Raw genomic sequence first — 12,773 nt, forward strand, 5'->3', positions numbered from 1 at the left:
CGTTATTCGCCGAAAATGGGCATGCCGAAAAGCGGGCCCGGGAATCGGGTCCGCTTTTCGGCGGGATGTGCGGTGATTATCGCCCGGCGGCGTACCCCTGATTTCCCCGGGGGTTCGCCGCGGCGGAGAGAACACCGGTCTCCGGGTCGCGGGCGACGGCGCACAACCTCCCTTCGGACCAGGGTTCTCCGACGGTCACGAGGTGGCCCCGGCGCTCCAGTTCGGCGATGACGTCGTCGCCGATCCGCGATTCCACGGTGACGCTGCCGGCCATCATCGCGCGCGGGTAGAACGAACCGGGGAAACTGTCGGTGTGCCAGTTGGGCGCGTCGATCGCGCCCTGCAGGTCGAGTCCGCTGCGCACTTTTTCGCGCAGCGCGACGGCGAGGAAGAAATGCGCGCTCCACTGGTCCTGCTGGTCGCCGCCGGGCGTGCCGAAGGCCATCACGGGCACGCCGTCGCGCGAGGCCAGCGACGGCGTGAGCGTGGTGCGCGGGCGCTTGCCCGGCGCCAGCGAGTTGGGCAGGCCCGGGTCGAGCCACGCCATCTGCAGCCGGGTGCCGAGCGGGAACCCGAGCTGCGGGATGACCGGGTTGGACTGCAGCCAGCCCCCGCTCGGCGTCGCGGCGATCATGTTGCCCCACCGGTCGACCACGTCGAGGTGGCAGGTGTCGCCGCGCGTCGCCCCGTCCTTGGCGACGGTCGGCTCACCCGCGCCGGCCGCCGTGGCGACCGCGCCGCCGCCCGCCACGTACTGGGCGTGCTTGCTCAGGCGCGGTTCCCGCCCGTCGGGGCGGCCCGGGCGCAGCTCGTGCGACGCGCGATCGCCGATGAGCTTGCGGCGGGTTTCGTTGTAGGCGGGGGAAAGCAGCGTGGCGAGGTCGACGTCGGCGCTGTCGCCGTACCAGGCTTCCCGGTCGGCCATCGCGAGCTTCGTGCCTTCGATGAGGGTGTGGTAGTAGTCCGGCGTGGCGTAGTCGAGGCCGTCGGCGTCCGGCAGGAGCGCGAGCTGCTGCAGCAGCGTCGGGCCCTGGCTCCACAGGCCGGCTTTGGCGATGGTCCAGCCGTTCCAGGTGAACGTGACCGGGTCCTCGTAGGTCGCGCGGAAGGCGGCGAGGTCGTCGCCGGTCAGGGTGCCGGCGTGGCGTTCGCCGGAGGTGTCCATGGTGGGCTTCGCGGCGAACTCGGCGATGGCCTCCGCGACGAACCCCTCGCGCCAGACCTTGCGGGCGGCCTCGATCTGCGTCTCGCGGCTCGCGCCGGCGGCTTCGGCCTCGGCGATGAGGCGGCGCCAGGTGTTCGCGAGGGCGGGGTTCTTGAAGAGCGCGCCGGGCTTCGGCGAACGGCCGCCGGGCAGGTAGAGCTCGGCTGAGGTGGTCCACTCCGTCTCGAACAGCTCGCGCACGGTCTCCACGGTGGCGCCGACGCGGTCGACGGCCGGGTGGCCGTTCTCGGCGTAGGAGATCGCGTACTTGAGGACCTCGCGCAGCGGCTTGGTGCCGTGGTCGTGCAGGAGCAGCAGCCACGCGTCGACCGCGCCGGGCACCGCGGCGGCGAGCGGGCCGGTGCCGGGCACGAGGTCGAGGCCGAGCGAGGTGTAGTGCTCGATGGTGGCGCCGGCCGGCGCACCACCCTGTCCACAGAGGACCTTCGGCGTGCCGTCCGCCGGGGCGACGATCATCGGCACCTCGCCGCCGGGGCCGTTGAGGTGCGGTTCGACGACGTGGAGCACGAACGCGGCCGCGACGGCGGCGTCGTAGGCGTTGCCGTCGTCTTCGAGCACGGCCATCGCGGCGGCCGAGGCGAGCCAGTGGGTGGACGACACCATTCCGAAGGTGCCCTGCAACGTGGGACGGGTCTGGAACATCCCTGCATCGTCGCGCGTCCGTCGGCGGACGTCAAAGACATGTATGACACCGTTCCGATAGCCTGGTGCTATGGAACGTCGGCAGCTCGAGTACTTCGTCGCGATCGTCGAGCACGGCGGCTTCACCCACGCGGCGCGGGCGCTGCGGGTGGCCCAGCCGTCGCTGTCGCGCGCGATCGCCAAGCTGGAGCACGAGCTGGGCGTGGCGCTGTTCCACCGCGTGGGCCGTACCGCCGTGCTCTCCAGCGCGGGCGAGTTCATGGCCGACCGCGCCCGCCTGGTCCTGCGCGACCTCGACGCGCTGCGCGCCGCGGCCCGCGCCGTCGGCGACGGTCTCGCCGGCCGCGTCGACGTGGCCGCCACGTCGTCCTCCGCGCTCGAACCGGTGATCAGCATCATCGCCGACCTGCGCGAACGCCACCCGGGCGTGCTGGTGAGCACGTCGTCGGCCCTGTCCGCGGCGGAGGTCGTGGCGATGGTCCTGCAAGGCCGCTGCGAGGCCGGCGTCTGCGGCAGCGCGGAGCGCCCCGCCGGCCCGGGCTTGGTGGCCCACCACCTGCGTGACGAGGAGTTCCTGCTGGTCGCGCCCCCGGGCTCGGGCGTCGCGGACCCGGTCGAGTGGTCCGACCTGCGCGGCATGCGCTTCGTCGTGACGAAGCCGGCCACGGCCGTGCGCGCCCTGTTCGACCGCATCGCCGCGACCGTCCCGGACGTCTCCATCGCCGCCGAAGTGGGCGACCGCAGCGTCGTCCTCCCCATGGTCCTGCGCGGCATCGGCGCCGGCCTGATGCCCGACGGCTGGACCGACCTGGCCCGCCGCGCCGGCGCGGACGTGGTGCACTTCTCCCCGCCGGAACGGCTGCCCCAGTGGCTGGTCCACCGATCGGGCCCGATCACGGCGGCCACGCAGGCATTCCTCGACACGACGTTGGCGGCGCGGTAGCCGTTCTGGATTCAGGCTTGTAGTGGATGTGGGCGCGCGTGTCGCTGATCTAGGTGTGATGTCCAGGGAGGTTGGTCAGCCGGGTGATCGGTGGGTGGCCTCCGATGGCGCTGTGGGGTCGGTGGTGATTGTAGAAGTGGAGCCAGGCTGGTAGGGCGGCTCGACGGTCGGCTTCTGACTTGTAGAAGTGGGCGTAGGCCCAGCCGTCGGCCAGGGTGCGGTGGAATCTTTCGATCTTCCCGTTGGTTTGCGGGCGGTAGGGCCGTGTCCGCTTGTGGGTGAGGCCAAGAGCGGTGCAGGTGTCGCGCCACGCGAACGAGCGGTAGGCCGAGCCGTTGTCGGAGAGCACTCGCTCGGTGGTGACGCCGCGGTCGGCGAACCAGGTAACGGCCCGGTGCAGGACGCTGATGGCGGTCGCGGCGGTCTCGTCCGCGCAGATCTCGGCGTAGGCGACCCGGGAATGGTCGTCGATGACGGTGTGCAGGTAGGCGGTGCCGAGTTTGGGTCCGTGGTGCCTGTCGCGTTCTCCGGTGCGGTAAGCGGTCTGCGTGCGGTTGCGCTTGCCCTGCCGTTTGCCGACGTAACGCCAGCCGCCGCCGTCGGGAATGTTGCCGAACTTGGTCACGTCGACGTGGATCAGTGAGCCGGGGCGGTCGTGCTCATAGCGACGCAACGGTTCTCCGGTGACCCGGTCGATGCGGGCAAGCCGGTTGATCCGGCACCGGGTCAGAACCGCATGCACGGTGGAAGCGGGCATACCCAGCCGGCCACCGATCTGCACGGGCCCCAACCGCTGCCGCCACCGCAACCCTACGATCCGGCGCACGAGCTGCTCAGGTGTTGCAGCCGGGCTGCGGTGTGGCCGGGAGCTGCGGTCGGCCATACCCGCCTGACCCTCGGCGCGATACCGCGCGGCCCACTTGCCGGCCGTGCGCGGCGCGACCATGAACATTCTCGCCGCAGTAGTCGCGGTCCAGCCCTCTTCGACAATCAACCGAGCAAGACGCAACCGGGCCCGCGGGGTCAACGCAGCATTAGGGTGGGACACGAAGGCCTCCCGTTGGTGAAGCGGTTCCTCAACAGCTCCACTTCACAACCGGAGGCCTTCGCCTGTCTGCACGACAGGCCGACCTCACCTCAACCGAGAACAACGTCCCCGGACATCACATCTAGGCCGCACACCCTCAGCCGCTTGGTGATGATCGGTGCTTCGGAGGCGGCCGGCAACGCCGGGTTCGGCGGTAGCCCAGCCGGTGCGCCCGGGGAACCGGCCGATCGGCTCGCGTGTCCCGCGACCTGCTCGATGGCCAGGCACAGATCCCCTTCATCCCAGTCGCGCGAGCCGGCGCGGACGAACGCCAAACCGCCGTGCTCGGCAGGTTGTGTGAACAGCTCGGCGAGGGCAGAGGTGACGGCGCCGGTACGAAGACCAAGGCCGGTCGCCGTCGTCACTTCGCATCATCTCGCGTACCTCGCGGCGCGGGTCGCGGCGTAGGGGTCAGCTGAACTTGGCCGAAGCCACCATCCCGTCGAACGCCGCGTCCTGGGCCGGGGTGCTGGCGTGTTCGACGATGAGGAGTTTGCTGGTGGGCAGCCACCACATGCGGATCTGGTTGTTCTGCGCCGGGTCCTTGCAGGTCTCCTGGAAGCGCCCGTATTCGGCCTTCTTCGGGCCCACCGGGGCGAAGCCGTGCTCCAGGACCATGCCGCCGGTGGCTTCGGAGGCGGCGCCGGGGTCGGCGGACGGGCCGATGCACGTGGGGACGTCCGTGCCGGGGTACCAGCCGAAGGCGCGGGTCGAGCTGGGGAGGTTGATCATGCCCTCGGCGGCGGCCTGGCGCAGGTCCAGGATCTTGCCGGCGCAGGCGAAGGTGGCGGACTGCAGGCATCCCTCGTAGCCGGGGTCGCGCGACTCGACGGCGTACTGCATGCCCGCCGGCAGGGTGACGGTCATGGTGGCGATGGTCGCGGTGACGCCGTCGGTGGAGGGGTAGGACGGCTGCGTGGAGGGGGCCGGCGAGCCGGTGCCGGGCGAGCCGCCGAGCTGCCCGACGCCACCCGCGGGGCTGGGCTGTGCCTGGCCGGTGGTGATCTGCGTGCAGGCCGTCAACGTCATCGCCGCCGCGAGTGTGACGGTTGCCGCGAACCAGGATCTTCTTCGCACCGCTGTCCCTTTCCTCAGGCCCCCGGTGTTCGACGCAGCCGAGCGCGGCCGGTTCCGGTGAGCGGCGAAAGGGTACGCCCCGGGCCGTCCGCGAACGTGCGCGCGGGCAGCCAGGGTGCGGTCAGCAGACGTTCACGCCGTCGGCTTGGTCGTTCCACTCGTCGACCCAGCTGTCGCCGTCCGGGGCGGTCGAGGTGTAGAGCAGGTCCCAGTGGCCGTTCCAGTTGTAGAACTGGGATTTCGTCCCGTTGGTCTGGAAGTTCTCCACCGAGGAGACCGCGTCGTACCACGGGGTCTTCGGGCTCGTGGGCATGAACTGGGTGCCGAGGTCGACGAAGCCGCACTTGTACAAAGCGAGCTGGTAGCCCTGGTAGTCGGCGTTCTCATACAGGCAGAGGTACCCGCCGGAGCAGAGGTAGCGGGCCGGCGTCCGGGGCGACGCGGCGGCCGCCGGGATGGATTCCCTGACGCCGGGCTGCAATTCGGCCGTGGTCGCGCTGATCTGGTGCGCGCCGGGGTTCGCGGCGAGGATGCCGTCGACGAGCCGTTGCTGCTCGACGGTCGCGCCGAACCGGGTCGGGGTGACCGCCGAGGCCGGTGCCGCGTCCGGCACCGCGATCGCGGCCGCCAGCGTGAGTCCTGCCATCGCGCGCAGAAGGGTGTGTCGCATGCGTCTCCTGTCGAACACCTTGAAGCCGGGGATCCCCGGGCGTTCTCAAGCGTGTGGTGGCAGCGAACGGGGCGACAAGCCTTTCGACCCAGGTCGAAACCGTTGCACACTCCCGGACACCGCTGCCACCGTCATCCGGCATTGACGGAGTGAAGGGACGGACGAACATGCGCGTACCCATGATCGCGGCCGCGGTGATCGCCGGTGCGGTGCTGGTGCCCGGGGTGGCCGCGGCGGCGCCGGCGGACACGTTTTCGCTCGTGTGGATGACCCACGCGAGCGACGGCAACGACGTGAAGCTCTGGCGCGACGACCAGACCCGCGAGCTGCACGGCGAGCTGATCGGCCCGGCCCGCGGCGGGATCGAGCTGTATGACGGCTACACGCACCGCATCGCGCAGAACAGCCGGGCCACCGGCGGCGACACGAACACCAACGGCGGCGCCTACGGCAGCTGGGCGGCGTGCGAGTTCCTCGGCATGCCCGAGCAGATCAGCATCTGCACGCTGCTCGCCCCCTGACCGTCCACAGTGGTCAGTGCGGGATCGGACGGCGGGGACGGCGCTCGACGGTGTCGCGGTGTTCCTCGATGACGAGCGCGACGTCGGTCATCGACACCGTGCCCGCGAGGCCCGGCAGATAACCGACGGTCGCGGCGAGCGCGGGGAGATCGACGGTGAAGTACACGCCCATCAGCGGGTTCACGAACAACTCGCTGCCGGTGGTGCGCGCGGTGAACGAGACGTTGCCGAACTCGCCGCGCAGAGCCGCGGCGATCTGGCCGTTCACGATGCTCGGCCGAAGCGGGGTGCTGACCTGGGCGTGCGCCACCGCGTCGAGGTACGCCTGCGCCTCGGCCGAGGCCGACGGGATCGACAGCGCGCCGAGGTAGGCGCCCGCGCGGTCGAGCGCGGCGAGGTTCTCGAGCACGTGGGCGTGGGAGACGCCGTGGTAGGCATCGATCCCGAAGCCGAGCGAGACCACGAGCCGGTCGGGCCCGTCGAGGCCGGCGACGGCGGCGAGGCTCGTCATGTCCTCCTCCGGCGTGCCGAGGCCGGCTTCGTCGCCGCGCAGCAGGATGTCCGTGCCGCCGTCCACGAGCACGATCGCGTCCACGCCCAGGTGCTCCACGAGCGCCCGATACGCGGCCTGCAACGGCTTCGCGCCCGTGCGGTTGAACGCGTGCACAGTGGACGGCAGGCCACGCCCCGCCAGCCAGCGCGCGAGGGTGCGTTCGGGGAAGTAGTCGTCGCTGCCGGTACTGCGGGGACCGACGGCGGCGACATCCGGCGCGAGCCAGTCGCCGAGATCCAGGGCGCTCAGGTCGCTGAACGCCAGGTTCGCCAGGTGCACCCGTTTGCCCTGCTCCCGCAACGCGAACGCCAGCGGCAGCCCCGCGTACACGTCGAACCCGCCGCCGGCACCCGCGACGAGCACGGAAGACGCGGCACGCAGCCGGGTGAACAGCGGGGGCTCGCTCAGGGAGAACACCCCCGCGATCCTACTCGGCAGTGGTCTGGACCGAAGCGAACTCCGAAGCCAGCAACGCCAACGCGTCGGCCGTGGAGCGGTCGCGCGCGGTGTAGGTGACGATCAGCTGGTCGTCGGTGTCCGGCAGGTGCAGGGATTCGTAGCCCAGCACCAGAAGTCCCGCGCGGGGATGCCGCAGGCGCTTGAGGCCGTGGGACTTCGCCTGCACGTCGTGGCGGGACCACAGGTCGGTGAACGCCGGGCTGGCGATGGTCAGCTCGCCGACGAGCTTCGCCAGCACCGGGTCGCCCGGGTGGCGGGCGCTCTCGTGGCGCAGGTTCGCGACGGTCTCCGCGGCGACGTCCGGCCAGTCCACGTAGTACTCGAGCGCCTCCGGGTTCAGGAAAACGTGCCGCGCCGCGTTGGTCCCCGGGCCCATCGCCGGCGGCAGGACCGCTTCGCCGAGCGGGTTCGCCACGAGGATCTCCTGCCACCGCCCGGCCACGAACGCCGGCACGCCCATGCCGTCGACGAGGTCGCGCACCCCCGGCCGCACGGACTGCGCCGGCGGAGCTTCCGGGTCGCGCGGCGGCCGGGCGAGCAGCCGCAGGTGGTCGCGCTCAGTCGCGTCCAGCCCGAGGGTGCGGGCGATCGAGTCGAGGACGCTGTCGGACACGGCGTCGGCGCGCCCCTGCTCCAGGCGCGTGTAGTAGTCCACGCTCACGCCGGACAGCAGCGCCAGCTCCTCGCGCCGCAGCCCCGGCACCTTGCGCCGCCCGGCTCCGGGCAGGCCTTTGCTCTCGGGGCTCACGCGCGCCCGGCGGGCCTGGAGGAACTCACCGATCTCCGACATGCCCCCATTCTCACCCGGCCCCGCGAAAGTTGGGTGGTTCTGGCAAACACAGGAACACCAGCGCCTCCCCGCACACCTTCGCGTGCCGTGACGCTGGTTCCATGACCACTTACGGAGAACTCGCCACCCGCACCGCCGTCGTCACCGGAGCCGCCAGCGGCATGGGCGCGGCCACCGCGCGCCTGCTGGCCGGGTCCGGCGCCCGCGTCGCCCTGCTCGCCCGCCGGCGCGCGGTCCTCGACGACCTGGTCGCCGAGCTCGGTGCCACCACGCTCGCCGTGCCCGCGGATCTCACCGACACCGGGTCCGTCGAAGCGGCCGTCGACACCGTCCACGAGCGGTTCGGACCGGTCGATCTCGTCGTCAACGCCGCCGGCGTGATGCTGCCCAACCCGATGACCGAAGGCCGCGAAGACGAGTGGCAGCGCATGATCGACACCAACCTCGCCGGCCCGCTGCGCGTCATCCACGGGTTCGGCGACGACCTGCGCGCCGCCGCGGCCGAGGGCCGGCCGGCGGACCTGGTGAACATCTCGTCGGTCGCGGCGCACCTCGCGATGCCGGAGTACGCCGTCTACAACGCCACCAAAGCCGCGGTGACGCACCTGAGCGCCTCGCTGCGACAGGAGTTCGGCGCGGTGCGCGTGACGAACCTCGAACCCGGCCTCACCCGCACGGAGCTCGGCGCGCACATCGACAACGCCGCCCACGCGTCGCAGCTCGCGCAGACCTTCGACGCGTTCCCCAGCCTGGAGCCCGAAGACGTCGCCGACCTCATCGCCTACCTCGTGACGCGGCCCGCGCACGTGAACCTGCGCCAGGGCATCCTCATCCCGACCCGGCAGCCGTCCTGACGCTCAGCCGAACACCGTGCGGTGGCGGCGGACGAACTCGGCGAGCTCCGTCGCCGGCCGGCCCGTGAGGTCGGCGACGGTCGTGGTCACCGAGTCGGCGCCGCCGTCGCGATAGGCGCGGGCGACCTCGACGAGGGCGTCGGCGTGGAACTCCGGCACACCCCGGCCGAGCAGCGCCGCGCGCGCCTGTTCGTCGGACAGCCCGCGGTAGCGCACGGGCCGGCCGAGGACGGCGGAGAAGACGTCCGCCGCTTCGGCGTAGGTGAGGGCGGCCGGGCCGGTGAGGTCGTAGACGCGGCTGTCGTGCCCGGCGGTGGTGAGCACCGCGGCAGCCACGCGCGCGACGTCGGCCGCGTCGAGGAAGCTGATCGGCGCGGTGATCGCGGGGAAGCCGAACTCGCCCGCCGTGCGGATCGAGCGCTGGGCCAGGAAGTTCTGCTGGTAGAAGTTCGGCCGCAGGATCGTCCACGCGAGGCCGGTCGCGCGCAGGGCTTCTTCGACGGGCTTGTGCAGGCGGGCGATGGGCGAGAGCTCCTCGCCGGCCCGCCACACGGACAGCTTGACCACGCGCGCGCCGGCGGTCCGCGCGGCGTCGAGCATCGCGAGCTCCTGGCCGGTCTGCGCCGGGCTCATCGCGCCGAGCAGGAACACCGCGTCGACGCCGGCCAGCGCGGGCGGCAGGGTCTCGGGTTTGGCGAGATCGAGCGTCACCGCCGGCTGTCCGGACTCGAGCGCGCGGGCGGTCTTCGCCGGGTCGCGGTAGGCGGCCACGGCGTCCGCGCCGAGCAGGGCGACCAGCGCCGAGCCGACGTTGCCGCTCGCGCCGGTCACGAGGATCACGGTTTGCGCGCGACGCCGCCGACGATCAGGCGCTGGGCCACGTTCATCCCCGACAGCTGCGGACCGGCCGGCCACCAGGCCGCCAGCGGCACGATCTCCGGCTCGGCGCCCGGGCCCTGCGGCACGAGCTCGAGACCGTGGAACAGCTCCCGGATCTCCGCGCGCGTGCGCATGGTGGCGCCGCCGAGCGCGCCGCTGCGGACGGTCTCGATGAGCTCCTCCATGGCCTGCGCGTCGTCGGAGCCGTCGTGCGGGTCGAGGATGTGGGAGATCACCACGAACGAACCCGGCGGCAGGCGGTCGATGAACTCCTGCGTGACCTCGGCCGGGCGGCCGCGATCGCCCTTCCAGTGGTGCAGCGTCGCGACGAACAGCAGCGCGATCGGCCTGGTCCAGTCCAGGTGCCCGCGCACCACCTCGTCGTCGAGGATGCTGGCGGGCCGGTAGATGTCGCCCTCGACGTAGCGGGTGCGCTCGTTCTCCTCCAGCAGCGCCCGCCCGTGCGCGGTGACGACCGGGTCGAAGTCGGTGTACACGACCTTCGCCTCGGGGTTCACGCGCTGCACGACCTGGTGCACGTTCTCTGCCGTCGGCAGGCCCGAGCCGCAGTCGAGGTACTGGTCGATCCCGGCGTTGCGAGCGAGGAAGGTGCAGGCGCGGATGAGGAACGCCCGGTTCTCGACGGCGAGGTCACGCACGTCCGGCATCTTCTCGGCCAGCTCGCGGGCGACCTTGCGGTCCACTTCGTAGTGCGTGTTGCCGCCCAGCAGGTAGTCGTAGACGCGCGCGACGCTGGCGCGGTTCGGGTCGACGCCCGGCGGGCTGTCGAGTGCCGATCGGTCCGCGTGCTGCGACATCCGGGTGCCTCCTCGGGTTTGCGTGGCGGGTCCGGCACCGAGCGTAGGGGTCCGCAGGTCGTCGCGTAAAACCGGGCGGCGGGGTTCACGATCTCGGCGAGGACGGGTCACGGCTGGCCGAGCGTGATGGCCGTGACCCCGGCCGCCGCGATGACGAGGCCGGTGATCTGGGGGCGGCTCCAGCGTTCGTGCAGAAGGCCGCGCGCGAGGACGATCGTGATGGCGGGGTAGAGCGACGTGATGACCGCGACCACGGCGAGCTGGCCCGCCCCAGTGGCGGCGACGAACAGGAGGTTGGCCGCGCCGCCGAGGATGCCGGCGGCGGTGGCCGGCCACCAGGCGCGCGACCACGACGTGGGCTTCAGCCAGATCGCGGCGAGCACCAGCAGGAGCACGCCGACGGACTGGCCGGCGACGAGCGGCCAGCTGCCCGCTCCGGTGCCCGCACGGTCGAGGCCGATGAACAGGACCCCGAACCCCGCGCCGGCGATCACGCCCTCGACCAGGCCGGAGCGCTTGCGTTCGGCGTCGTCGCCCTGGTGCTGCGAGACGAGCGCGATGGCCGGCAGCACCAGCGCGATCCCCACCCACGACAGCCACGCCAGCCGGTCGCCCGTCGCGAACCCGACGAGCGCGGGCAGCGCCGCCGCGAGCACCGCGGAGACGGGCGCGACCACGCTCATGCGCGCCGTGGAGAGGCCCCGGTAGAGCGCGAACGTGCCCACGGCCGTGCCCAGCCCGCTCACCGCGCCCCACGCGAGCTCCTCGGGGTACGGGGCGCGCGGACCCATCACGAGCACGGCGAGCAGGGCCGCGAGCAGGCTCCACGGCTGCGCCAGGACCGTGACGGCGTTCGGGTCGCTGCGCCGCCCGCCCACGCCGGCGACGAAGTCGGAAGCGCCGTAGCTGAGCGCGGACAGCAACCCCAGAAGGACACCCACGGGTCCATTCTGCCGATTTCCCGCGAGTCGACGGTTCGCGGTGCCCGAGCCGACCTGGACTCAGTGGGATCAGTGGCGTCGGTGGGGTCAGTGGGGGAGCTGCTGCTCCGCGCTGCACCACCAGCTCGTGCGCCCGCCGACCTTGCCGCGGGCCATGGGCGCGTGGTCGCGCGGGCACTGTGCGCCGGGTTTGCGGTAGGGGATCACCGTGAGGGTGTGGACGCCGCCGTGGTCGAGGGCGGCGGTGACGGAGCTGCGGGTGGCGCGCAGGAGGCGGTCGACGGCCGGGCGGTCGAGCTCGTCGACGCGGTGGGCCGGGTGCACGCGGGCGCGCCAGAGGATCTCGTCGGCGAGGAGGTTGCCGATGCCGGCCAGCGCGTGCTGGTCGAGCAGCCGCGCCTTGATGGGGGCGGTGCCCTTGGTGACGGCGGTGCGGAACTCGGCGGGCGTCACCGCGGCGGCGTCCGGGCCGAGCAGCTCGATGTGCGGGTCGAGCGTGATGCGGCCGAGGCGGCGCGGGTCGACGAGCATCATCAGGCCGCCGTCGTCGAAGGTCAGGGCGAAGCGCGACCAGCGGTAGTCGCCCTGCACGCGGCGGCCTTCCCAGTAGTCGCCGCCGTCGATCTCGGTGCCGTCGGCGTCGGCGATCACGATCTTGCCGGACATTCCGAGGTGCACGCCGAGCGCGGGCCCGTCGTCGCCCGTGTCGCACCACAGCGACTTGCCCCGCCGGTGCGCGGCCACCAGCCGCCGCCCCAGCAGCGCCTCGCGGATCTCCCCGGGCGCGTGGGGCCGGCACACGTAGGAATCGGTGTCGTCGACGTCGACGATCAACCGGCCGAGCGCGGCCCGGTCGATCACCGATCGGGCCGACTCGACCTCGGGCAGTTCGGGCACGGGCGACTCCGCGGCTGGAGGGTGGACACGACGGCAACCATTGTCACCGACGCGACGCGATCCGGGCCGGTGACCCGCGAGCCCACGCGGATCACCGGCCGTGCGTCACTGGCAGGCTTCGCAGTCCGGGTCGTCGATGCGGCAAGAGGCGCCGTCGGTGAGCTCGAAGTCGAAGTCGTCGAGCACGGGCACGGGCAGGGCCTCGGCCGTCTCGGACGCGGTGGAAGCAGTCATGTCTCTCCCTCGGGTCGGAACAGGTTTCTCCCTTCTGTAGCGCCGAAGATCGTCCGGCATTCCGTGACCCGGACCACAACCCGCGTCGGCCCGCGTGAAAACCCCGCGGCCCACCGGGGTCGCCGGCTCGGGTGTTCCTCGATGCGACCACGCGGCGGCCCGGGGCAGGGTCGGGCCGTACCG

Annotated in this window: 15 protein-coding genes; 3 read left to right on the plus strand and 12 right to left on the minus strand. The window is 72.2% G+C overall.

The genetic code is table 11. From position 1 onward, the window contains the following. Positions 1-76: 76 nt before the first annotated feature. Entirely contained in the window at positions 77-1,867 is a 1,791-nt protein-coding gene (locus ACQPXB_RS23250; RefSeq protein ID WP_432855846.1) for a gamma-glutamyltransferase family protein, read from the minus strand. Positions 1,868-1,937: 70 nt separating this feature from the next. On the opposite strand from ACQPXB_RS23250, the gene ACQPXB_RS23255 reads away from it, so the two are divergent. After that, positions 1,938-2,810, plus strand: coding sequence for a LysR family transcriptional regulator (locus ACQPXB_RS23255; protein WP_386956120.1), 873 nt, complete (start codon positions 1,938-1,940; stop codon positions 2,808-2,810). Positions 2,811-2,859: 49 nt separating this feature from the next. Here the strand turns inward: ACQPXB_RS23255 and ACQPXB_RS23260 are convergent, their stop codons facing one another. The 4 genes from ACQPXB_RS23260 to ACQPXB_RS23275 all read right to left on the minus strand — a co-directional run bounded on the left by ACQPXB_RS23260 (position 2,860) and on the right by ACQPXB_RS23275 (position 5,644). Next, a complete protein-coding gene (locus ACQPXB_RS23260; RefSeq protein ID WP_432855850.1) occupies positions 2,860-3,858 on the minus strand; it encodes an IS481 family transposase in 999 nt (332 codons plus the stop codon). 89 nt (positions 3,859-3,947) lie between these two features. Beyond that, a complete protein-coding gene (locus tag ACQPXB_RS23265; RefSeq protein ID WP_432855853.1) occupies positions 3,948-4,262 on the minus strand; it encodes a hypothetical protein in 315 nt (104 codons plus the stop codon). A gap of 46 nt (positions 4,263-4,308) precedes the next feature. After that, positions 4,309-4,974 (minus strand): hypothetical protein, encoded by a 666-nt coding sequence (locus ACQPXB_RS23270; protein ID WP_386956118.1) that lies wholly within the window; start codon positions 4,972-4,974, stop codon positions 4,309-4,311. Positions 4,975-5,095: 121 nt separating this feature from the next. Next, complete coding sequence (locus ACQPXB_RS23275; protein WP_432855856.1) at positions 5,096-5,644, minus strand: hypothetical protein; 549 nt, start codon at positions 5,642-5,644, stop codon at positions 5,096-5,098. A 167-nt stretch (positions 5,645-5,811) separates the two neighbouring features. On the opposite strand from ACQPXB_RS23275, the gene ACQPXB_RS23280 reads away from it, so the two are divergent. Further along, positions 5,812-6,165, plus strand: coding sequence for a hypothetical protein (locus ACQPXB_RS23280; protein WP_366589464.1), 354 nt, complete (start codon positions 5,812-5,814; stop codon positions 6,163-6,165). Positions 6,166-6,178: 13 nt separating this feature from the next. Here the strand turns inward: ACQPXB_RS23280 and ACQPXB_RS23285 are convergent, their stop codons facing one another. Both ACQPXB_RS23285 and ACQPXB_RS23290 read right to left on the minus strand, forming a co-directional pair. Further along, entirely contained in the window at positions 6,179-7,135 is a 957-nt protein-coding gene (locus ACQPXB_RS23285) for a DUF1152 domain-containing protein (protein WP_366589466.1), read from the minus strand. A gap of 10 nt (positions 7,136-7,145) precedes the next feature. After that, a complete protein-coding gene (locus tag ACQPXB_RS23290) occupies positions 7,146-7,967 on the minus strand; it encodes a helix-turn-helix transcriptional regulator (RefSeq protein ID WP_432855861.1) in 822 nt (273 codons plus the stop codon). A gap of 101 nt (positions 7,968-8,068) precedes the next feature. Here ACQPXB_RS23290 and ACQPXB_RS23295 point away from each other — a divergent pair, with 101 nt between their 5' ends. Continuing rightward, positions 8,069-8,821: an SDR family oxidoreductase gene (locus ACQPXB_RS23295; RefSeq protein ID WP_432855864.1), complete on the plus strand. Its 753-nt coding sequence runs from the start codon at positions 8,069-8,071 to the stop codon at positions 8,819-8,821. A 3-nt stretch (positions 8,822-8,824) separates the two neighbouring features. Here the strand turns inward: ACQPXB_RS23295 and ACQPXB_RS23300 are convergent, their stop codons facing one another. The 5 genes from ACQPXB_RS23300 to ACQPXB_RS23320 all read right to left on the minus strand — a co-directional run bounded on the left by ACQPXB_RS23300 (position 8,825) and on the right by ACQPXB_RS23320 (position 12,590). Continuing rightward, positions 8,825-9,652: an NAD(P)H-binding protein gene (locus tag ACQPXB_RS23300; protein ID WP_432855867.1), complete on the minus strand. Its 828-nt coding sequence runs from the start codon at positions 9,650-9,652 to the stop codon at positions 8,825-8,827. Between the two features lie 5 nt (positions 9,653-9,657). After that, positions 9,658-10,518: an SAM-dependent methyltransferase gene (locus ACQPXB_RS23305; protein ID WP_386956113.1), complete on the minus strand. Its 861-nt coding sequence runs from the start codon at positions 10,516-10,518 to the stop codon at positions 9,658-9,660. A gap of 107 nt (positions 10,519-10,625) precedes the next feature. After that, positions 10,626-11,459 carry an EamA family transporter gene (locus ACQPXB_RS23310; RefSeq protein WP_432855871.1) on the minus strand — a complete coding sequence of 278 codons (834 nt, stop codon included), beginning with the start codon at positions 11,457-11,459 and terminating at the stop codon, positions 10,626-10,628. An 87-nt stretch (positions 11,460-11,546) separates the two neighbouring features. Continuing rightward, entirely contained in the window at positions 11,547-12,356 is an 810-nt protein-coding gene (locus ACQPXB_RS23315) for an Fpg/Nei family DNA glycosylase (RefSeq protein WP_386956112.1), read from the minus strand. Positions 12,357-12,461: 105 nt separating this feature from the next. Then, a complete protein-coding gene (locus ACQPXB_RS23320; RefSeq protein WP_354870323.1) occupies positions 12,462-12,590 on the minus strand; it encodes a hypothetical protein in 129 nt (42 codons plus the stop codon). Between the last annotated feature and the right edge of the window lie 183 nt (positions 12,591-12,773).

The organism is Amycolatopsis sp. CA-161197 (assembly GCF_050942255.1).
Lineage (GTDB): Bacteria > Actinomycetota > Actinomycetes > Mycobacteriales > Pseudonocardiaceae > Amycolatopsis.